Origin of the sequence: Enterococcus sp. H57 (genome assembly GCF_003112495.1) — a bacterium.
Taxonomy (GTDB): domain Bacteria; phylum Bacillota; class Bacilli; order Lactobacillales; family Enterococcaceae; genus Enterococcus_B; species Enterococcus_B faecium.
Genome location: NZ_BEHC01000083.1, coordinates 55,187 through 75,561, shown reverse-complemented (window position 1 = coordinate 75,561; position 20,375 = coordinate 55,187). Strand labels below are relative to the sequence as shown.

The following is a 20,375-nucleotide window of genomic DNA, read 5'->3' as shown; positions in this document are numbered from 1 at the left end:
CTTACAGTGTTCTATTAAGTCGAGCACAACGACGTTTTGAAGGAACTTTGAGATATTCTTTAGGATATTAAAATTAACTAGCACCACGGGTTTCTCAATATGTAAGAGATTACAATGAGACAATTGCCGTGATATGTCCAAAAATTCGACTTTTTTGAAAAAAGCCGATTGAAAAAAGTATGAAATACATGGTAAAGTAATTCAGCTGAAAAAAGAAGAAGGGGGAGAACTATGCAGTCAATCAAAAATACGCTTCGATTATATTTGCTTGACTGGAAACGGATTTTCAAAAACCCGATTGCAACACTTCTGATCATCGCGATCATGATCATCCCTTCGCTATATGCGTGGTTTAACATCAAAGCATTATGGGATCCATATGGAAATACTGGAGAGCTGCCAATTGCTGTTTACAGTGCAGACAAGCCAGCAGAGTTTCAAGGTAAAGAAGTGGCCATTGGGGAGCAAGTCATCGAATCGCTTCATAAAAATAAACAATTAGGATGGCAATTCGTTGATTCAAAAGAACAATTAGAAGACGGAGTCCGTTCCGGAAAGTATTACGCAGGTATTTACTTGCCAAAGGATTTCTCAGAAGATCTGCTGAGTTTTACTAGTGGTGATATCAAGAAACCAAAAATCGAATATACGGTAAATGAAAAAATCAATGCGATTGCACCGAAAATCACCGATAAAGGAGCAAGTTCGATCCAATCGCAAATCACAAATGAATTTATCAAAACAGCCAGTTCGACTTTATTGAAAGTATTCAATGAGATAGGTTACGACATCGATACGAACCTAGTAAGTATCAATAAAGTCAAAGATATGATTTTATCAACAGATGAAAATTTGGACACGATCGACGGCTACACAAAGCAAGTCCTCGAATTACAAAGTCAACTACCTGACATCAAGGAAAAACTGAATAAAGCAAATGAATTCGTGGATTACATCCCTAAAGTAGATGAGATGGGCGAAAAAGTCGTTGCATTTAATGACAAAATGCCTGAGTTGAAAGACCAAGCAAAAATCATCCTTGATTTGCAAGAAAAAATCCCAGAGATCCAAAATGCCGGTAAACAACTAGCAGAGATCGACGGTGATTTTGCTTCGATCCAAGAGACAATGAATCAAGGAATTGACGAAGCAAAACAAGGCTTGACGATCATCCAACAGGTACAGGATATCTTGCCAGATGTGAAAAATTTAGAAAATCAGGCAAGTGATCTAGCAAACCAAACAAAATCAGGTGCCTCTCAACTGAAAGATGCGATACCAAGCATCACAAATAGTGTAGATGTTACATTGAAGTCAATTGGACAAGTGGCAACAACGACAGGTTCGTTAATAGATACTGTAAGAACAGCTATTGAAGATGGTAAGCTGACTGATGATGAAAAGAAAAACATCAGCAATGTATTGAACGGCTTTATTGACGGAATATCTCAACAACAAAATGCAATCGATAAACTGGTCGAGTTCCTGACTAAATTGCAAACAAGTGCTGGAAATACGAAATTGCAGCCAATTATTGATCAGCTAAATCAATTAAAACCCTTGCTAAACAATCTGCAAAACCGCCTATCTGCTTTGAACACAGCTGTTCAAAATGAAGACACGAAGGCTATTGATGAATTGCTAGATCAAATTGATGCCGTTGTTAATAATATCAATGGCATCATTGCTGGTATCAATACAGGTCAAATCAGTTCCACTGTCACTTCTCTATTAGACCAAGTCATCGATACGATTGGGACTGCACAAGGGGCGCTAAGCAAAGCGGACCAGATCGATTTTGAATCTCTGCTAAGCTCAACGAAAGCAACTGTAACGAATGCAGTGGCAATTTTAGAAAAATATCAAAAAGAAATGCCTGCAATTGGACAAGAAATCCATGATGCCAATACAATGCTGAATGGAAATATGGATACCATCGTCAATGGCATCAATGAAGGGGCAGACCTATACAACAATGAATTACCGATTCTTCAGCAAAAATTAGGATTGGCCGCTGATTTTATCCAAAATGATTGGCCAACACTAAAAAATGAAATCACCGGTACATTGACAACAGTAAATGAAAAAATGCCAGAGATCGAAACAGCTGTGAACGCTGCTGCGGACTTGATCAACAATGACTGGCCAAATATCAAAGCTGGCATCCAAAAAGCAGCAGACGCGATCCGAAAAGGCGAACAAGAAGTCGATCTAGGCGAAGTCATCAAATTATTGAAACTAGATGCAACAAAAGAAAGTGACTTCTTTACACAACCTGTTGAGCTACAAACCAATGCGCTTTATCCAATCGCAAATAACGGTTCAGCTAGCACCCCGTTTTATACTGCACTATGTCTGTGGGTCGGCGCTGTTCTTCTTTCAAGTGTTGCTACGACAGAATACTATTTAGGAAAGAAAGACCGAAACAATTTTACGAAACGAGAACAATTCGTTGCTCGTATGCTGACATTTTTGACAATGGCGATTGCGCAAAGCCTGATCGTTACATTAGGGAATATTTTCTTACTAGGAGTAGATGTCCAAAATCCGGTCTACAGCGTGTCATTTGCTGTCTTGATCGCCTTAGCGTTCATGATGATCGTCTATGTCTTGGCTGCATTATTCGATAATGTCGGTAAAGGGATCGCTATTATCATCTTAGTACTGTCGATCTCTGGCGGAGGCGGGAACTATCCGATCCAAGTCTCAGGGAAATTCTTCCAAATGATCAATCCGTTCTTGCCATTTACGCATGCGGTAAACTTGTTGCGGGAATCTGCAGGAGGCATTTACTGGCCAAATGCTACGAAAGCAATCTGGATCATGATCGGTTTGTTTGTTGTCTTTGGAATCGTAGGAACGGCAATCTATCCGTTCATCGAAGAAAAAATGACGAAATTCAAAGAAGCGGCGCATGAGAGCCATATTTTTCATTAAAAAAAGAGGTTGTGAAATCAGCGTTTTGACCTGAGTATTAGAGAAAAAAATGGAAAAATAATTCCTCATATTTTGCCGTTTTTTGAGCTAATGCCGAGGGTCAGCTGATTGAACACCGTGTACCAAGAGGTTGTAAAAAATCTGCTCTGCATCAAGTAATAAGAACGACCAAATAAAAACAGCTTCTTATGTTTTTAATTTGGTTGGGCTTATTACCGCAGATGCAAGCTTTTAAACACCGTTTATCAAGAGGTTGTGACAACTGCGCTATGCTTCGAGTAGTAAGAATGATGGGTAGAAAGCAACCTTACATCTCTCTTTCAAAAGTTAAGACATCAAAAAGGATAGAACTTGATTTTCTAAGTCAAGTTCTATCCTTTTATTATAGAATTCAAAGAAAAAGCCCATAAAAAAATGTTAGATTTTTGCTGTATTAAAGCGTTTGAAAAAGCGCTTGATATTTTTCTGTTTTTTTCCAATTATTTTCTTAAAGTTTATTGACTTTTAAGGTCAGTGAGCGTACTATAACATCTTGTTTACTATAAATTTTCGACTATAAAACTTGAAGTAAAATTGTGTGTAAAGGAGTTTAGAAATTGGATTACTTAAAAAGGTTGTTAGTAGGTAAGCCTTTAAAATCTGCTGAAAATGATGAGCACAAATTAACCCGATTTGCTGCTTTGGCATTATTGTCGTCTGATGCGTTATCATCTATTGCATATGGTACGGAACAAATCGTTGTCGTTTTAGTCGCTTTGTCTGCTGCAGCCATCTGGTATTCGCTACCCATTGCCGCTTTTGTTATTATTTTATTGATTTCATTAACGCTATCATATCGTCAAATCATCCATGCTTATCCTCATGGCGGGGGAGCATATGTCGTCAGCAGTGAGAATCTTGGAAAGAATGCTGGCTTGATTTCCGGTGGCTCTTTATTGATCGACTACATGTTGACAGTAGCAGTATCTGTCTCAGCAGGTGCTGAAGCGATCACATCAGCGGTGCCAGCACTCTACGGTCATCAAGTCGCTATTTCTGTGACAATCGTTTTGCTACTGATGATGCTGAATCTTCGTGGTCTGAGGGAATCTGCATCGTTCCTATTATTTCCGGTGTACACATTTATCCTTGTGATCTCGTTACTGATCGTTGTTGGTTTATATAATATCGTGACAGGTGCTGTGCCATTGCAAGCTACTGCACTTCCAGGAGCGGCTGTGCCGGGTGTTTCTATCGCTTTGATTTTACGAGCATTTTCTTCTGGTTCTTCCTCTTTAACTGGGGTGGAGGCGATTAGTAATGCTGTACCATTCTTTAAGAAGCCAAGAGCAAAAAATGCCGCTGCTACATTGACGATGATGGCATTGATCTTAGGTTTCTTCTTCGTGGGGATCACATTTATCAACTATTGGTATGGGATCGTTCCTGAAAAAGAAGTCACTGTTTTGTCTCAAATTGGTAAAGCTGTCTTTGGACATGGTATTTTGTATTACGTCCTTCAATTTGCTACAGCGCTGATTTTAGCAGTTGCTGCTAACACCGGTTTTTCTGCTTTTCCAGTTCTTGCATACAATCTGGCAAAAGATAAATTCATGCCTCACATGTATCAAGATCGTGGGGATCGACTAGGCTATTCCAATGGGATTATCACACTAGCGCTAGGTTCGATCGTATTGCTGTTTATTTTCCATGGCTCAACAGAACGCTTGATTCCGTTATACTCTATCGGCGTGTTCATTCCATTTGCTTTATCTCAAACAGGGATGGTCGTCAAATGGAAAAAAGAAGGAAAAAGATGGTTAAGCAAATCGATTGCCAATATTACAGGTGCGTTCATCTCATATGCAATCATTGCGATTTTGTTTGTCTATCGGTTAGGGGACATTTGGCCTTTCTTCATCATTATGCCAATCGTTATGTTCATTTTTTATAAGATCCATGATCATTATAAAAAAGTAGCAGAACAGCTTCGTTTAGAAAATGATGCAAAACTACATGATTATGACGGGAATACCGTTCTTGTATTAGTCGGGAATGTGACACGGGTAAATATCGGTGCGTTGAATTACGCACGTTCGATCGGTGATTATGTCGTTGCGATGCATGTTTCGCTAGACGAAGATGTCGAAAAAGAAAAAGAAATCGAAGCAGAATTTAAAAAGCATTTCCCAGATGTCCGTTTTTCAATCGTCCACTCTTCTTATCGCTCGATTGAAAATCCAATTATCCGTTATGTAGATATCGTAAGTAAAAATGCAGCGAAACAAAACTATACAACTACTGTGTTGATTCCTCAATTTGTACCAAACAGACGCTGGCAGAATATTCTCCATAACCAAACAAGTTTGCGGTTAAGATTGCGATTGTCTTGGCGTGAAAATATCGTTGTCAGCACCTATAGCTACCATTTGAAGAAATAAACCAAGTTTTAAAATCAAAAACAGACCCTCTAGCTCTTAATTGAAGCTAGAGGGTCTGTTTTGTCTTATTCTCAGCTAAAGGTGCCCTCTATAAGCCATTAAAGATGGGAACAGCGTATGAAATGTTATTATTCTTCCTATTTAGCTGTAAAACATTTTGATTTTGATGTCTTGATCATAATTTCCGAATCCTTTGCCAAATAATGTACAGCCTCCTATATTTTCAGCTTCTTCCTTTACCTCGACTCTTAAGTGCCATGTGTCTTCATAGGTAGGAATATCCTTGATCGTGACATCTGACAATGGTTCGCCTTCCATATAAGTTCCATGTTCCATGATTCGAATCGTCTTCAACAACCCGTATTGATTTAAGTTGTCTGGATACCAATCTGGCGTATACTTGCCTCGAATATCTGCAAAATCTCCGGGGCTTGTCCAGGTGCCCAATGTGATACCGTTTAAGCTAAAGGTAATGTCAGACGGCCAATTATTATTAGAAAAAGGAAATTCAGAAGAAATCTCCATGGAAATCTCCATCATCTCTAGTTTCTCATCTGGAGAAAGGAAATTGGGTGACTGGTATTCAACAAAGCCTTTCGTGAACCAGAGAATCCGACCATCCATTCGATTCGGGTCCATAAAAAATTTAGGTTCATCTACTGGACCGATAAAACCAGAGAGTGTCGCTAATCCACAAGTTGGTTCAACAAAATAATTTGTATAATGACCGATCGGAATCGAAGTTTCTCTAGTATCAAAGGCATTAAATATTTTCTCAGGATAGTTAATATCAATATGATCCACTCTCAAACTGGAAATCTTTTTTTGCCCCACACGTTCCGTTTTGATGATTTTGGCTTCCTCTAATTTTTTGATGTGCACCGTAATAATCGCACTGCTTAAACCTAATTCTTGTGCCAACTCTTTGACATTCATCTTGTTTTTAGCCAGCAATTGAATAATTTTGATTCGCACGTTACTGGCAAGTGCCTCATAGACAGGTAATGCTTCTTGATTGATTTCTAATTGCATCGTGTCGCCTCCGTTTAAACTGTTTGATTTACTTGAATGTTAATATATTTGCTAATTTGTGTAAATAGCATTGTTTATTTCGTTTATTGATTAATATATTTATTAATTAAAGTAGCAATTATTCTAGTAAAGTTAATTAAAATGTTGTTGACAGCGGTTACAAATAAAGTTATGATTTATTTGTAAATAGAAAACGTTTGCAAATTTTGGTAATAAGTAATGAAATTATATACGAATTGATAGTAAATAGTGATGAGGAGGATAGGAGTGTTCGGCTAGGTCATAATTCAATTTCAATGAAAGAGGGAAGAACATGAAGAAGAAACTTATTATTATTGGTGCATTGGTTGCAGTAGTCGCAATTGCTTTTGCCGGTTTTAAACGTTACCAGTCTTCAGAAAAAGAAAAATACACAATAAATTTTTGGTCTCCTCTTACGGGGGATGATGGTGCTTATATGGACAAGATTGTAGATGAATTTAATGAACAGTCTGGATCAGATTACAAAATTAATCACGTCATCACATCTGATATGTATACAAAATTAAGTACAGTCGTTAGCTCTAAAAATGGTATTCCTGATTTAACATTAATGCATTCCTACAAAGTAGAGGAATTTGTTAATTCGAATATTCTCGATACGGTTGAACCTTTGGTTTCGCATCAACCAGAGCTACAAAAAGGCAATTATTTAGATACTGCTTGGAATGCAGGAACAATTGGAGGCACTCAGTATACAATTCCGTTAGATATCCATGCGAGTGCAATGTACTATAATCAGGACCTTTTAGAGAAATATGATGTTACCTCTTGGTTAGACGATAATATTGTTACTTTTGATGAAATGATGTCATTAGCAGGGAAAATGGACGAAGGCGATTATGTTGTTAACAATGCCTTACTTTCCTGGGTTATTTTGGCTCAGATCCGTAATTTAGGAGGAGCTATTTCTGATGAGGCTGGCAATCCGACCGTTAATACTCCGGAAATGAAAGAAGCATTGGAAAGAATTAAAGCACTAACCGATGCTGGGTTAATGACTCCTTATGGCGAAGACGGTTATCTGATGTTCCAAGGTGGAAATGTTCTATTGTCCACAGATGGTACTTGGACTTCAACCGCGCATGATGCTGTTGAAGGGCTGAATTGGGGTGTCACAAACATTTATTCAACATCTGATGATATTGCAACAAATCGGGCTGCTTCCCATATGTTTGGTATGTTGAAGAGTGAGTCTAGAACCGATGAGAAAGAAGAAGTCATCGCGCAATTCTTAGAATTCGTTCGTACGAATTCGATTGAATGGGCAAAAGCGGGACAAATTGTCGCTAGTAAAGACATTTTAGAAAGTGATGATTATCAACAATATCCTCAATCCTTCTTTACTTCAACATCAGAGGAAGAAGATACACTTTATATCTTTGACTATGTTTATTTCTCCTATGTATTAGAGGCATTAGACGTCTATTGCACAGATATTGCATACAGTGAATTAGACTTGGATGAAGGTTTAGCAACGATGCAACAATATGTAGAAGATAAGATTGCGGAAGTGGCTAAATAATTGAAAGGGGATAATTTTATCCCCTTTCTGATTTTTGGAAGGGAATGAAAGGAATGAAAAAAAAGAGCATTAACTGGGCTTCAATTGCATTCATTGGACCGCATATGGTTCTCTTTATTATTTTTGTATGCATTCCAACAGTCTATGGGATTTATGCTTCATTTACTCAATGGAATTTGATTTCTGATCCTGTTTGGGTCGGCCTAAACAACTATAAGACGTTGTTATTTGATAGTTCGTCCACTTTCTATACTCAATTTTGGAATGGTTTGAAAAATACCTTTATTTTTGTTTTGATCATGGTACCACTACAGATCATTATTCCTTTGATGATTGCAGCGGCACTGCAACATAAAAAAGTGAAGCTGAAAGGACTTTTTCAAGCGGTTCTATATATTCCAGGTCTTATCTCTGTATCAGCTGGTTCTTTGATATGGTCACTGATTTTTCACTCTCGATTAGGTGCCGTAAATAATATTTTTGGGTTTGATTTCTCTTGGGCATCGCGACAACCTTATGCGTGGATCTTGATTTTCGCTGTCAGCATTTGGGGAGCGATTGGTGGTAACATGATCATCTATCGCTCAGCTTTAGCGGGTGTCAATGAAGATCTTTATGAAGCCGCAGAGATCGACGGAGCTGGATCGTTCCAAAAATTTTTGAACGTGACCTTGCCGTCTATTCGGTTTCCACTGTTATATACGATCGTGATGACAACTGCTGGGGCATTTAACGTCTTTGCACAGCCTTTGATGATGACTGGTGGAGGACCCAATCAAAGCACGACTGTATTGATGATGTATATCCGTTCACTGGCTTTTAGTCAAGGGGAATCAATTGCAGGGATGGCTTCGGCTATGGCAGTCATATTAGGATTGATCATTATGTGTGTGTCCGTATTTCAATATTTTCTTTTAGATAGAAGCAATACTTAAGGGGGTAAAAAATGAATACACAAAAGAAACATATACCTAGTATGATCATCGCATATTTGTTTCTGATCGTTTTATGTATCATCTGGGTTATTCCATTGATTTTTAGCTTCGCCACTTCTTTTCGTTCTCAGACCGAAATCGTCTCCACTGGGTTTCGCTTGTTACCCGTAAATTGGATATTAGATAACTATATAGCGATTTTAACCAATACCTCTACTGCGCCTATCATGCAGTGGTTATGGAATTCACTGTTTATCGCAGTCACTCACACTGTCTTAGTTGTGATCGTTGTTTCAGTGACAGCTTATGGTTATGGCAGAACGCGCTTTAAATATCGTGATCGAATCTTTTATCTTTTGATGGGGATCTCGATGTTTCCCGGTGTTGTGAATTTGATTCCTTCCTATAAAATCATCGAAACATTTGGTTGGGTCAATTCATCTCTTGCCATGATTGTTCCAGGACTGGCTGGAATGGGGAATATTTTTCTTGTCAGACAATTTATGAAGGGAATTCCTCTTGAGTTTGATGAATCGGCGCGAATGGACGGTGCAGATGAGTTTACAATTTTTTCAGAGATTATCGTTCCGTTGATCAAACCTGTTCTGATCGTTGCCGGACTCTTTTCTTTCACTGGCTCTTGGAATGATTTCTTATGGCCAGTAATCGTGTACACAGACGTTAGTAAGATGCCAATTACGGCTGGGCTGCTTTTATTACAAGACATTTATGGGAATTATCGGATGATTGGCCAGTTAATGGGATCAGCATTGATTGCCATTATTCCCACAGTACTGCTGTTTTTATTTGCCCAAAAATATTTCATTGAATCTATGAACTTAAATGCAGGAATAAAAGGATAGTGAAGATCATGAATCGAAAACTGGAAAGAAACTTACTACGTGCCAGTGCGGTCTGGGATGTCTGTATTGGTCTCGTAACGATGTTTGGGTATTATCCTTGGTTTGAAGAACAAGGGATCGCAGCGTTTCAAAATCAAAATCAGTATGAATATTTACAATCAAGTCTTATAGGTATGATCTCAAAAGTAGTGTTGATCGTTGCATTAGCAACGATTTTGATGGGCGTTATCAGTTGGATCAACGCGAAGAATATGCGAGACAAACAAATAAACAAAGGAACGATACGTTGGATGATCGCCTGTGTCATCATCCATTTGATCATCTATGATGTGATTGGTGTCGTCCTCTATTTACTAGCTACGACGATGTATATGTCTAAAAATAAAGCAATAAAAATACTAAAAACGGAAAATGGAATTTTTTAAGAAGGTGTAGAATTTATGGCAGAAAATTATTTGGAACCGATTGTATTAGAACGAGCAGACCCATGGATATACAAGCATACCGATGGATATTATTACTTCACTGGATCAAAACCAGGGTATCAGGAAATCGAATTAAGACGTGCGAAAACCTTGAAAGGACTGACTGACGGTGAAGTAAAAGTCATCTGGACGGCTCATGCCGAAGGCTCAATGAGTGAGCTGATCTGGGCACCAGAGATTCATTTTATTCAGGGAAAATGGTACATCTATTTTGCTGCTGCAGATCATGGAGAAGTCAGAAATGATCAGCATCATCATCGGATGTTTGCAATCGAAAATGCGAAAGAAAATCCCTTTGAAGGAGAGTGGGTGGAAAAAGGACAAATCAAGACGCAATTTGAGAGTTTCAGTTTAGATGCTACGGTATTTGAACATAGGAACCGATTGTATTATGTCTGGGCACAAGTAGATCCAAATATTCCAGGCAATTCCAATCTTTATTTATCAGAGATGGAAAATCCTTGGACATTGAAAGGAAAGCAGATTCTTCTGAGTATCCCTTATTATGAATGGGAAAAAATCGGCTTCAAAGTAAACGAAGCACCCGCCGCTTTGATTAGAAATGGAAAAGTGTTTATCACTTATTCAGCAAGTGCGACGGATGAAAACTATGCGATGGGGCTTTTATGGGCAGATGAAGAGAGCGATTTGTTGAATGGCTACTCGTGGAACAAATTAAAAGAACCAGTGTTTTCAAGTTCTGAGCGTAATTCTCTTTATGGTCCTGGTCATAATTCATTTACAATTGATGAGGAAGGAAAGCAAGATATTTTAGTTTATCACGCTCGACCAGAAAAAAATGATTATAGTGATCCATTGGAAAATCCAAACAGACATGCGTATGTTCAGCCATTTACATGGCATAAAAATGGACTGCCTAATTTTGGCGAACCTGGTGTAATCAAAGCTTAAGAAAAAGAGAGGAAAAAAATGACTACAAAAATAAATATGATCAGTAGGATGATACCTGTTTTTTTGTCCAGTTTTTTTCTTATGGGATGTCAAACAGGGGAAGCTGCCGAGCAGCTTATACAAAAGGAGTGGGAAACAACATCTAAGGAACGGGTATCGATCCATGACCCTTCAATTACAACTATCCATGAGGAAAATCAAGAATTATTCTATGTATTTGGTTCACATCTTGCTCAAGCAAAAACATCAGACTTACGAACGTGGGAAGTTCCTTTTTCTCACGAATATGAATCAATGGAAGACAATATTATTTATGGAAATACCAAAGAAAATCTAGCTGAAACATTTAAATGGGCAGGATATGATGATGCTGATTCAAAAGGCGGCTATAGTCTTTGGGCGCCAGATGTGATCTGGAATGCTGATTATGAATGGTCAAATGGAGACAAAGGAGCCTACATGCTTTACTACTCAGCTAGTTCTACTTGGCGGCGTTCAGCGATTGGATTAGCTGTAGCAAAAACAATTGAAGGACCATACAGCTATTCTGACACAGTTATTTATTCTGGATTTACAGAAAAAGATTCAACGGATGGTAGTGACCGTAATACAAACTATCAAAATACTCATTTGGCAAAACTGATCAAAGATGGAAAAATAAGTGGTTTTAGTGAAAACTGGTCTATCGAAGCCGGTCTTACCTATAACACCGATTATGCGCCAAATGCCATTGATCCCGCTTTGTTTTATGATGAAGAAGGGAAACTATGGATGACCTATGGTTCTTGGTCCGGCGGTATCTTTTTATTGGAAGTTGATCCAGCCACTGGAAAACCAATGTATCCTGGTGAAGATAGCACTACAGAAGATGGGCGCATCATTGATCGCTATTTTGGGATTAAACTCTCAGGTGGCTATCATCAATCAGGAGAAGGTCCCTACATTGTTTATGATGAGAAAACCGATTATTATTACCTATTCGTCACTTACGGTGGTTTAGCAGCAAAAGGTGGTTACAATATGCGACTATTTCGCGCTGAAAAACCAGAAGGACCTTACCTTGATGCCCAAGGAAATAGCCCAATCTTGGATAAAGGTGAACAAAATGTGAATTATGGTATCAAATTGATTGGGAACTATCAATTCTCGTTTCAACAAATGGGGTATCGAGCAGCGGGACACAATTCGGCGATCATCGATGAGAATGGTCAGTGGTCCTTGGTGTATCATACGCGCTTTAACAATGGAACCGAAGCCCATGAAGTGCGGGTCAACAGAATGTATATGAATGAGGAGGGCTGGCCAGTTCCAGCACCCTATGAGTATCGAGGCAATGAACAAGTAGCAGATGCTTTGACAGAAGATGAAATTATCGGGCGCTATGAAATCATTAACCATGGCACCGACAATGGAACGACCATGCTAAAAACGCAGATGATCGAGTTTCAAAAAGATGGAAACGTTACTGGAGACTTGACCGGAACTTGGACGTACGATGCGGGATACTTGGTGTTGACTTTTGAAGAAACTATCTTCAAAGGAATCTTATTAACTCAGGAAATAATAGAATTCGAGCAGCAAAAGTTAACGTTTTCAACGATTGGCGATAATAATGAGTCCATTTGGGGAATCAAAGAATAGGAGTAGGAAAATGACAATCAAAATTCTACACACAAAATCAGGAACAACGATCAGCAAATATATCTACGGTCATTTTGCAGAGCATCTAGGCCGTTGTATCTATGAAGGATTATACGTTGGAGAAGATTCGCCGATCCCAAATAAAAATGGGATGCGGATCGATGTGGTTGAAGCACTGAAAAACATTCAAATCCCTGTGCTGCGTTGGCCAGGCGGCTGCTTCGCCGATGAATATCATTGGAAAGACGGGATTGGTCCTAAAGAAAACCGCAAAACGATGGTCAACACTCACTGGGGCGGCGTGACTGAAAACAATCATTTCGGGACCCATGAATTTTTTGAATTGATCAAGCAGCTGCAATGTGACGCGTATGTCAACGGCAATGTCGGCAGCGGAACGGTGCAAGAAATGTCAGAATGGGTGGAATACATCACGATGGATGGCATTTCTCCGATGGCTGATCTTCGCAGAGAAAATGGCCATGAAGAAGCGTGGGAAATGAAATTTTTTGGCGTAGGAAACGAAAACTGGGGTTGTGGCGGCAATATGCGGCCAGAGTACTATGCGGATCTGTATCGCCGCTATCAAACCTATGTCCGCCAATACGGTGACAAAAAAATCTACAAAGTCGCTGGCGGAGCGAATGTCGCAGACTATCATTGGACAGAAACGCTGATGAAAAACGCCCATTGGTTGATGGACGGCCTAAGCTTGCACTACTACGTTCATCCGCAAGGCTGGGAAGAAAAAGGTAGCGCCTTGGAATTTAATGAGGCAGAGTGGCAAGTGACCTGTGAAAAAGCAGCCTACATGGATGAATTATTGACCCGCCACAGCGCTATCATGGACCAGTATGACCCAGAAAAGCGTGTCGGAATCATTGTTGATGAATGGGGCACTTGGTTCTCAGCAGAACCTGGTACGAATCCAGGCTTCTTATACCAACAAAATACGATCCGTGATGCCATGGTCGCAGCGATCACCTTGAATATTTTCCATAAACATGCCAAGCGAGTGCACATGGCAAATATCGCACAAACCGTCAACGTCCTGCAAGCGATGATTTTGACAGATGGCGAACAAATGGTGAAAACCCCAAGCTATCATGTATTTGATTTGTACAAAGTCCATCAAGATGCTGAAACCATTGATAGCCATGGAACCAGCAGCGATACCATTACGTATACGATTTCGAAAAAAGAGGATACGATCCATCTATCGGTTTGTAATTTTGCTACCCAAGGCACGGAAGAATTATCCTTCTCCCTTGAAACAGCGATCAATAAAGTGAAAGAAGCTCGTTATATCGTGGGAGACAAAATGAACGCACACAATGATTTTGATCATCCTGAAGATGTGGCGATCCAAGACTTCACCGCTTACGATGTTGAAGAGAACAAAGTCAGCTTGCGTGTGCCAGCAATGAGTGTTCTAACGATCTCATTGACAGTCTGATCCCATGACTTGTAAAGGATGCGAAGTGAAAGATGTTGCTGTAGCAGCACAGGAAGACATTGAATCCTTGATTGCAGAACAACTTTCTTTAGAAAGAGACTTGGCTTTGCCGGAGATCGTCAGTAGGAGAATCGCTGTTTGTGAGACCTGTCCACTGCGATTGAATCATACCTGTACCAAATGTGGCTGTTTTTATCGGTTTCGCGCAAACTTAGCTAAGAAAAACTGTCCTGCAGGAATGTGGGAACAAACAGGACAGCTCGTCAAGTAGCTGTCCTGTTTTTATAAAATAGTATAAATCAATTAGGAGATGAGGGAAAGACATGACAGCGATCAATGGGGTTCATGATCCTACGATTATTGAACATGAAGGCACCTTTTATTTATATTCAACGGACACACAACAGCCCAAAACGGCTGGTGTACCAATTCGTAGCTCAAAAGATTTGATCCATTGGCAATTTGAGAAACAGGCATTGTCAGAAATGCCTGAACCAGCAGTAAAATGGAGCAAAGCTCAAGGACTATGGGCACCGGAAGTTATTCGCTACAAGGACGAATTCCGTATGTATTATTCTGCTTCGACATTCGGCAGTACCACTTCTTTTATCGGCTTAGCTACAGCATCAGATCCTTTGGGCCCTTGGGAAGATCAAGGAGAGGTTGTTAAAACCAATGCAACTCTTGCACAGCATAACGCGATCGATGCCAATATTGCTTTTGACCGCTCGGGTGAGCAGTGGTTTGTCTATGGTTCTTTCTTTGGCGGAATCTATATTGCTCCATTGAACAAAGAAACTGGAAAACTTCAAGAAAAGAGCTATGGCCAACGGATTGCTTTTCGTCCGAAAACAGTTGATACTGCTATTGAAGGCCCATTTATTTATTATCATCCTGAAACCGATTATTATTATTTGTTTGTTTCTTTCGATTCCCTTAACGATTCGTATAATATCCGTGTCGCTCGAGCAAAAGAAATTACAGGGCCATATCTGGACTGGCATGGTACGGCCATGACGGATCAAGAAAAGACGCCAACCGAAGTAGGGACCAAACTGTTGGGCAGTTATCAGTTCTCAGAAGAAACAGTTGTATACGCTCCTGGTCATAATTCGATCTTTACGCAATCCAATAAGGAAAGCTTTGTTGTGCATCATGCACGGAGAAAACCATTTAGTGACCAATTCCATTTACAAATACGTAAACTCTATTGGCTGGAATCAGGCTGGCCAGTAATCTCTGCTTCAATCTATCAGGGAAGTGTTTCACGAATGCCAGAGCAAGAAACTCTGTTAGGAAAGTGGGAAATCATCCAATTTGATTACGAATCTCAAATTATATCTTCTCAACAGCATGAAATAACAGAATTAAAAAAAGAAGGACGAAGTTACTTGTGGGAAGGAAATGAATTTGTCCCATATTATGAGTACATCGACCAAAAAGAAAGGTTGTTTTTCTCTGGAATCAATGATCAGGGCGTTGCGTTTCTTGGTCGAAAAGTGTGCGAAGAATAAAAAACAAGCAGCACAATGAGCAGATTGCATTGTGCTGCTTATAAACGTATACTGCTGCCCTTTTTACTAAATACTGCCTTTTAATAATCTGGCGCCATAAGTAGGAATCTCAGCCTCGTCAAGTGACCATTTTTTGTTACCATAACTCAGTGCCATTTTTAATTGGTGATTCACAAACCCAACGGTCTAAGCAAGTATCAAATCGATAGTGAACATGAATGACAGGAGACGAAAGAGGCAATCATTTTTGAGGCAGTAGAAGACTTGACGGCCAAAATCAGTTTTGAATAACCGTTACAAATCTTTCGTGCGTATCCTCAGGTTATTCAAGATATCAATCAAGTCACACTGCAACGAGGAACCTTCGTGTATTGGTGTTGTTGCATAGACTCACAGGCTTTGGATTCGACCTTTGCTAAAGATGATACGTTGTTACCAATTACTTTACGTTTGGCTACCGCTAGTCGTAAAGGAGTAAGAAGTGAGCGTGGACAAAGATCCTCCCTAAAAAGGGGTCTTTTTCTCTATGTAAAAAAGAGGAAAAGTTTGCTGAATTTAAGTGCTTTATTGTATTTTTTGACGTACTTAATCAAGTACGCTATAATTATATCAGAAAAAGGAGGAGAGACAATGGCTAATACAACGATGAATCCTAGCACTGCTCGTAAAAATTTTTATCAGTTATTGAAAGAGGTAAATGAAAATCATACTGAAATCGAGATTATTAGTGATCGTAGTGGAAACAATGCTGTATTGATTGGGCTGGAAGACTGGAGAGCGATTCAAGAAACCCTTTTTCTTGAGCAAACAGGTACTTTAGATAAAGTACGAGACCGCGAAAAAGATGACAGTGGCTTTACGAATATCGATGATATTGATTGGGAAGCTCTTTGATGAGTAACTATACAGTCGCAATCAAAAACTCTGCGAAAGTGGATTTAAGAAAAATCAAGCAATCGAATTTAAAGAAACAATTTGAAGAAGTGATTCAGACATTGAAGGAAGATCCATATATGCCCACGCAGTCTTTTGAAAAGCTGAGACCTACACATGAAGGCAGATACTCACGCAGGCTGAATAGACAGCATCGAGTGGTTTACAAAGTTGATGAGGAAAATAAAGTTGTGGAAATTTATTCTGCCTGGACACATTATGAGTGAAGTGAGAAGAGCCAACCTTTTTAGATAGTTAACAAAGAGTCTCCCCAAAAAGGAGACTCTTTTTTTGTTCTAAAACCAACCTTCTTGGATTTATTGCATGATTTCTTTAATTTGTTCCTATATCTCCACCTTTGAAGGGTCATTGTTTGAGTTTAGGAATGGAATGTTGACGGGTTTATGTAAAACAAGGAGGAAGAAGTGTGACAAGGAAAATCAGTAAAATTGGAGCATCGTTGTTAGTGTTGGCAGTGGCAACGACCATCGATTATCGCCAAAGTGAGGCGAAGACAATTGGAAATGTCGTTTATCGAGAAACAGCCAAAAGTATGTTGAAAAAAGCAATGGACAATCAACCGGAGTCGTCTTATTGGTTCCCAGAGGATTCGTTGGCATGGTCTTTTGGAAAAGATACAGATACGAAATACAATACCAGTGTCGTTCCTTTAGCAGAGCGGGTATCCAAAGCGACATTGCCGAACATGAATGTCACTCAAACGGAAGAAGTCAAAGTCGTGGCGCTTTCGGCCATGAATAGCAGTATCAACGGCAATGCATCACGAGGGATCGATATCTTTTACGCCAATGTCTTTTCTTATTGGCAATATATCGATCAATTGGTTTACGGGGGTGCTCTTCTGGTGAAGGATCATCGTATCGCCAAGTCTAGTTGCGACGGATGCAGTCCATAAGAATCGTGTACCGGTTTTAGGAACCGCAAACCTCCCATGGCGAGAAGCTGGAATGGCTAGATATGTTTTTAGCCAAGGATGAGGATGGCAAGTTCCCGATTGTATAAAAGATGATCGAAGTTACCGATACGGCAGTCACCAGTTTTGATGATGCAGCTGAAGGCATCGAACAATCGAGGACTGATGGAAAAGGCTTAAATGAAAGCCACGCCAAAGGATGTAAGAATTGATGCCCAATTCAAAGAACAAGCAGACGAGTATTTAGAGATCATGTGGTATGAATTCCATGACGAGTGATGGGAAAATGGATTGGCAAAATGCCTTAGCGGATAAGAAAAAAACTTAGTCGGTGGATGCAGAGATGAACCCGTTGGCAGTATGAAGTTGGAGTATACGGAATGGATAAATAGCTAAGAAAAGCAACTCTTTGCCCATAAGGAGGGAAGAATCAGAGTGGATTATTGCCTTAAAAAATGACAGAACTAAAAAAGCCTTTGCGACCAACAAATGGTCGCAGAAGCTTTTGTTTTTTACAATAACATCAGCGTGATGTACGGCTGGCTGGATCTAGCCGTCTTTCCAAAATACCTAAAAGCCAGTCCGTGATAATCGCCATTAATGCAGTTGGCAATGCACCTGCTAAAATAATCGATGTGCCATCTGTTGCATTGGTTCCTCGGATAATGATATCTCCAAGACCACCAGCACCGACGAATGCACCGATCGCGGTTATCCCGATGGCAACAACTAACGCGTTTCTTATGCCTGCCATGATAACAGAAACAGAGAGTGGTAACTCTACCATGAATAGTCGTTGTCTAGCAGTCATCCCCATGCCTTTGCCGACATCAAGGATGTTTTTATCTACTTGGATCATCCCGGTATACGTATTCTTGATGATCGGTAAGAGGGAATACAAAAATACAGTAACAATCACGACATTGACTCCCAGGCCTAATCCAATGATTAAAATGGAGATCATGGCTAGAGAAGGGATCGTCTGGATGATATTCGCCAAACGAATCACCCAGTTTGCTAATTTACGTCTCCTAGAAATCATGATCCCAACCGGAATCCCGACAACTGCTGCAAAGAGGACACCATAGATAGAAATCAGGAAGTGACGGATAAATTGTGCAAAGATATAGGAGCCATTTTCCTGGAAATAATAGAAAAATTGTTGAAAGACATTCATTTTATCCAATTGCTTCACTTCCCTTCAAAATAGTGGTTTTCTTGTAAGAAACGTTGTGCTACTACTGATGGTTCCACTAGATTATTATCTGCTTCGTAGTTCAATTCCTGCATTTTTTCCGTACTGATGGTATGACCTAACTTATTTAAGGCTTCTTTTAAATGAGGCGTATCAGCTAATATCTTGTTGTCTACAACTGGAGCAGCATCATATGGTGGGAAGAATTGACGATCATCTTCCAACATGACTAGATCATAACTGGCGATCCGTCCATCCGTAGAGTAGCCAAGAACAATATCCATTTTTCCTGCTTCGACTGCGTCATAAACAAGTCCAATCTGCATAGGTAATATCGAATTGAAGGAGAAGCCATAAGTTTCTTGGAAGCCGTCATAACCGTCTCCTTTACGATTGATCCAAGAAGTATCTACACCAGCTACTAATTCATCCGCTACATTTTTCAGATCGCTGACTTTAGATAAATGGTATTTTTGTGCGGTGTCTTTTCGAACAAGAAAGACATACGTATTTTCAAAACCATAGGACGGGAACCACGTTTGATCGTATCTTTTCTCAAATTCATCTTTCACGGTAGCAAACGCTTTTTTCGGATCTTTTTCAGGAGGAAGGTTCAATGTAGTCGTTAAATCTGTTCCTGTGTAGCGAGCCGCTGAAATTGAAGCATCTCCGTTCATCATCGCTTGATGGTTGATAGTTGTGGTAGCCAGATTGTTGATGATTGCGGTATTTTTATCTGTATAATGTTCAACCATTCCGGCAACTAGGCTTGCTAAGATCTGTGCTTCTGAAGTGATTCCACCTGTGATCGAAATGGTGTCTTCATCTGTATTGCTGGCAAGACCAGGGAAAGAACAACTCGCAAGTATAAGAAGAGAGAAAAGAACCATGGTCATTTTTAGTATACGTTTCATTCTTCATTCTCCTCTCTAAGTGCGATCGGTGTCAGCCGGTGTTCCAAGAGACCTAGAAGCCAATCAGCCAATAGTGCTAAAATCGTTACAGGGATCGTACCTGCCAAAATGAGATCTGGTTGGTAATTATTCAGTCCACTAAAAATCAAATCACCTAAACCACCAGCCCCGATATAAGAAGCAAGTGTAGCCCATGCAATCACGTAAACGGCAGCTAAACGAATACCAGCCATGATCGTTGGCATAGCAATGGGCAATTCAACGGAAAAAATGGATTGGAACTCAGTCATCCCCATGCCTTTTGCCACATCCCGATAATTCCAATCGACATTTTTCATCCCAATGTACGTATTACGTAAAATCGGCAATAATGAATAAATAAAGAGTGCGATAATCGCAGGTAATTTACCTACGCCAAATAGCGGGATCATCAATGCCAATAAAGCAAGAGAAGGGATTGTCTGCAAGGCACTGGTTAAGCCAATCACAATCGTGGCAGCTTTTGGAAAACGTGTCAGTAAGACACCAAGCGGTACAGCAATGATGATACCAATGATCAAAGCAAGTCCCGAAATATAAAGATGTTCAAAACCTTTTGAGAGAATTTCTGAACCGTGTTGATGAAAAAACTGCTGCATAG

At 39.7% G+C, this 20,375-nt stretch carries 18 protein-coding genes; 14 read left to right on the top strand and 4 right to left on the bottom strand.

Features of this window, described 5'->3' with window-relative positions; genetic code table 11:
* Window positions 1-231: 231 nt before the first annotated feature.
* Together DIZ30_RS13160 and DIZ30_RS13150 are read left to right on the top strand one after the other, a co-directional pair.
* Window positions 232-2,937 carry a YhgE/Pip domain-containing protein gene (locus DIZ30_RS13160; protein ID WP_061573543.1) on the top strand — a complete coding sequence of 902 codons (2,706 nt, stop codon included), beginning with the start codon at window positions 232-234 and terminating at the stop codon, window positions 2,935-2,937.
* A 596-nt stretch (window positions 2,938-3,533) separates the two neighbouring features.
* Complete coding sequence (locus DIZ30_RS13150) at window positions 3,534-5,357, top strand: APC family permease (protein ID WP_002294202.1); 1,824 nt, start codon at window positions 3,534-3,536, stop codon at window positions 5,355-5,357.
* Between the two features lie 141 nt (window positions 5,358-5,498).
* On the opposite strand, the gene DIZ30_RS13145 is transcribed toward DIZ30_RS13150, so the two are convergent.
* The gene (locus DIZ30_RS13145) at window positions 5,499-6,389 is read right to left on the bottom strand and encodes a transcriptional regulator (protein ID WP_061573542.1); all 891 of its coding nucleotides are present in this window, start codon (window positions 6,387-6,389) and stop codon (window positions 5,499-5,501) included.
* Between the two features lie 313 nt (window positions 6,390-6,702).
* Between DIZ30_RS13145 and DIZ30_RS13140 the strand changes: the two genes are divergently transcribed.
* From DIZ30_RS13140 to DIZ30_RS13075, 12 genes are all read left to right on the top strand, one after another.
* Window positions 6,703-7,953, top strand: a complete 1,251-nt coding sequence (locus DIZ30_RS13140; RefSeq protein WP_002298352.1) for an extracellular solute-binding protein — start codon at window positions 6,703-6,705, stop codon at window positions 7,951-7,953.
* Between the two features lie 44 nt (window positions 7,954-7,997).
* Window positions 7,998-8,888 carry a carbohydrate ABC transporter permease gene (locus DIZ30_RS13135; protein ID WP_002298350.1) on the top strand — a complete coding sequence of 297 codons (891 nt, stop codon included), beginning with the start codon at window positions 7,998-8,000 and terminating at the stop codon, window positions 8,886-8,888.
* An 11-nt stretch (window positions 8,889-8,899) separates the two neighbouring features.
* On the top strand, window positions 8,900-9,751 hold the full coding sequence (locus DIZ30_RS13130; protein ID WP_002315574.1) for a carbohydrate ABC transporter permease: 852 nt from the start codon (window positions 8,900-8,902) through the stop codon (window positions 9,749-9,751).
* A gap of 8 nt (window positions 9,752-9,759) precedes the next feature.
* Complete coding sequence (locus DIZ30_RS13125) at window positions 9,760-10,176, top strand: hypothetical protein (RefSeq protein WP_002337069.1); 417 nt, start codon at window positions 9,760-9,762, stop codon at window positions 10,174-10,176.
* A 15-nt stretch (window positions 10,177-10,191) separates the two neighbouring features.
* On the top strand, window positions 10,192-11,148 hold the full coding sequence (locus tag DIZ30_RS13120) for a family 43 glycosylhydrolase (protein WP_002298344.1): 957 nt from the start codon (window positions 10,192-10,194) through the stop codon (window positions 11,146-11,148).
* Window positions 11,149-11,166: 18 nt separating this feature from the next.
* On the top strand, window positions 11,167-12,789 hold the full coding sequence (locus DIZ30_RS13115) for a glycoside hydrolase family 43 protein (protein ID WP_109023287.1): 1,623 nt from the start codon (window positions 11,167-11,169) through the stop codon (window positions 12,787-12,789).
* Window positions 12,790-12,799: 10 nt separating this feature from the next.
* Complete coding sequence (locus tag DIZ30_RS13110; RefSeq protein ID WP_002337067.1) at window positions 12,800-14,245, top strand: alpha-N-arabinofuranosidase; 1,446 nt, start codon at window positions 12,800-12,802, stop codon at window positions 14,243-14,245.
* A 4-nt stretch (window positions 14,246-14,249) separates the two neighbouring features.
* Window positions 14,250-14,516, top strand: a complete 267-nt coding sequence (locus tag DIZ30_RS13105; RefSeq protein WP_002315578.1) for a DUF6171 family protein — start codon at window positions 14,250-14,252, stop codon at window positions 14,514-14,516.
* A gap of 52 nt (window positions 14,517-14,568) precedes the next feature.
* Entirely contained in the window at window positions 14,569-15,759 is a 1,191-nt protein-coding gene (locus tag DIZ30_RS13100; RefSeq protein ID WP_002298336.1) for an arabinan endo-1,5-alpha-L-arabinosidase, read from the top strand.
* Window positions 15,760-16,389: 630 nt separating this feature from the next.
* A complete protein-coding gene (locus DIZ30_RS13085) occupies window positions 16,390-16,653 on the top strand; it encodes a type II toxin-antitoxin system Phd/YefM family antitoxin (RefSeq protein WP_002294199.1) in 264 nt (87 codons plus the stop codon).
* Window positions 16,653-16,919, top strand: a complete 267-nt coding sequence (locus DIZ30_RS13080) for a Txe/YoeB family addiction module toxin (RefSeq protein WP_002294198.1) — start codon at window positions 16,653-16,655, stop codon at window positions 16,917-16,919. Before DIZ30_RS13085 ends, DIZ30_RS13080 begins: the two co-directional genes overlap by 1 nt.
* A 200-nt stretch (window positions 16,920-17,119) precedes the next feature.
* The gene (locus tag DIZ30_RS13075; RefSeq protein WP_002296561.1) at window positions 17,120-17,608 is read left to right on the top strand and encodes a mannosyl-glycoprotein endo-beta-N-acetylglucosamidase; all 489 of its coding nucleotides are present in this window, start codon (window positions 17,120-17,122) and stop codon (window positions 17,606-17,608) included.
* A 541-nt stretch (window positions 17,609-18,149) separates the two neighbouring features.
* On the opposite strand, the gene DIZ30_RS13070 is transcribed toward DIZ30_RS13075, so the two are convergent.
* From DIZ30_RS13070 to DIZ30_RS13060, 3 genes are read right to left on the bottom strand one after another with little or no spacing between them, the layout of a single operon-like run.
* The gene (locus tag DIZ30_RS13070) at window positions 18,150-18,821 is read right to left on the bottom strand and encodes an ABC transporter permease (protein ID WP_002319469.1); all 672 of its coding nucleotides are present in this window, start codon (window positions 18,819-18,821) and stop codon (window positions 18,150-18,152) included.
* Window positions 18,818-19,735 carry an osmoprotectant ABC transporter substrate-binding protein gene (locus tag DIZ30_RS13065; protein ID WP_002298332.1) on the bottom strand — a complete coding sequence of 306 codons (918 nt, stop codon included), beginning with the start codon at window positions 19,733-19,735 and terminating at the stop codon, window positions 18,818-18,820. The genes DIZ30_RS13070 and DIZ30_RS13065 overlap by 4 nt, the downstream gene beginning before the upstream one ends.
* Window positions 19,732-20,373, bottom strand: a complete 642-nt coding sequence (locus tag DIZ30_RS13060; protein ID WP_002293405.1) for an ABC transporter permease — start codon at window positions 20,371-20,373, stop codon at window positions 19,732-19,734. Before DIZ30_RS13060 ends, DIZ30_RS13065 begins: the two co-directional genes overlap by 4 nt.
* Between the last annotated feature and the right edge of the window lie 2 nt (window positions 20,374-20,375).

Coding starts and splice junctions, on each gene's coding strand:
- DIZ30_RS13160 (WP_061573543.1), top strand. CDS start 232: ATGCAGTCAATCAAAAATACGCTTCGATTATATTTGCTTGACTGGAAA.
- DIZ30_RS13145 (WP_061573542.1), bottom strand. CDS start 6,389: ATGCAATTAGAAATCAATCAAGAAGCATTACCTGTCTATGAGGCACTT.
- DIZ30_RS13140 (WP_002298352.1), top strand. CDS start 6,703: ATGAAGAAGAAACTTATTATTATTGGTGCATTGGTTGCAGTAGTCGCA.
- DIZ30_RS13135 (WP_002298350.1), top strand. CDS start 7,998: ATGAAAGGAATGAAAAAAAAGAGCATTAACTGGGCTTCAATTGCATTC.
- DIZ30_RS13130 (WP_002315574.1), top strand. CDS start 8,900: ATGAATACACAAAAGAAACATATACCTAGTATGATCATCGCATATTTG.
- DIZ30_RS13125 (WP_002337069.1), top strand. CDS start 9,760: ATGAATCGAAAACTGGAAAGAAACTTACTACGTGCCAGTGCGGTCTGG.
- DIZ30_RS13120 (WP_002298344.1), top strand. CDS start 10,192: ATGGCAGAAAATTATTTGGAACCGATTGTATTAGAACGAGCAGACCCA.
- DIZ30_RS13115 (WP_109023287.1), top strand. CDS start 11,167: ATGACTACAAAAATAAATATGATCAGTAGGATGATACCTGTTTTTTTG.
- DIZ30_RS13110 (WP_002337067.1), top strand. CDS start 12,800: ATGACAATCAAAATTCTACACACAAAATCAGGAACAACGATCAGCAAA.
- DIZ30_RS13105 (WP_002315578.1), top strand. CDS start 14,250: ATGACTTGTAAAGGATGCGAAGTGAAAGATGTTGCTGTAGCAGCACAG.
- DIZ30_RS13100 (WP_002298336.1), top strand. CDS start 14,569: ATGACAGCGATCAATGGGGTTCATGATCCTACGATTATTGAACATGAA.
- DIZ30_RS13085 (WP_002294199.1), top strand. CDS start 16,390: ATGGCTAATACAACGATGAATCCTAGCACTGCTCGTAAAAATTTTTAT.
- DIZ30_RS13080 (WP_002294198.1), top strand. CDS start 16,653: ATGAGTAACTATACAGTCGCAATCAAAAACTCTGCGAAAGTGGATTTA.
- DIZ30_RS13065 (WP_002298332.1), bottom strand. CDS start 19,735: ATGAAACGTATACTAAAAATGACCATGGTTCTTTTCTCTCTTCTTATA.
- DIZ30_RS13060 (WP_002293405.1), bottom strand. CDS start 20,373: ATGCAGCAGTTTTTTCATCAACACGGTTCAGAAATTCTCTCAAAAGGT.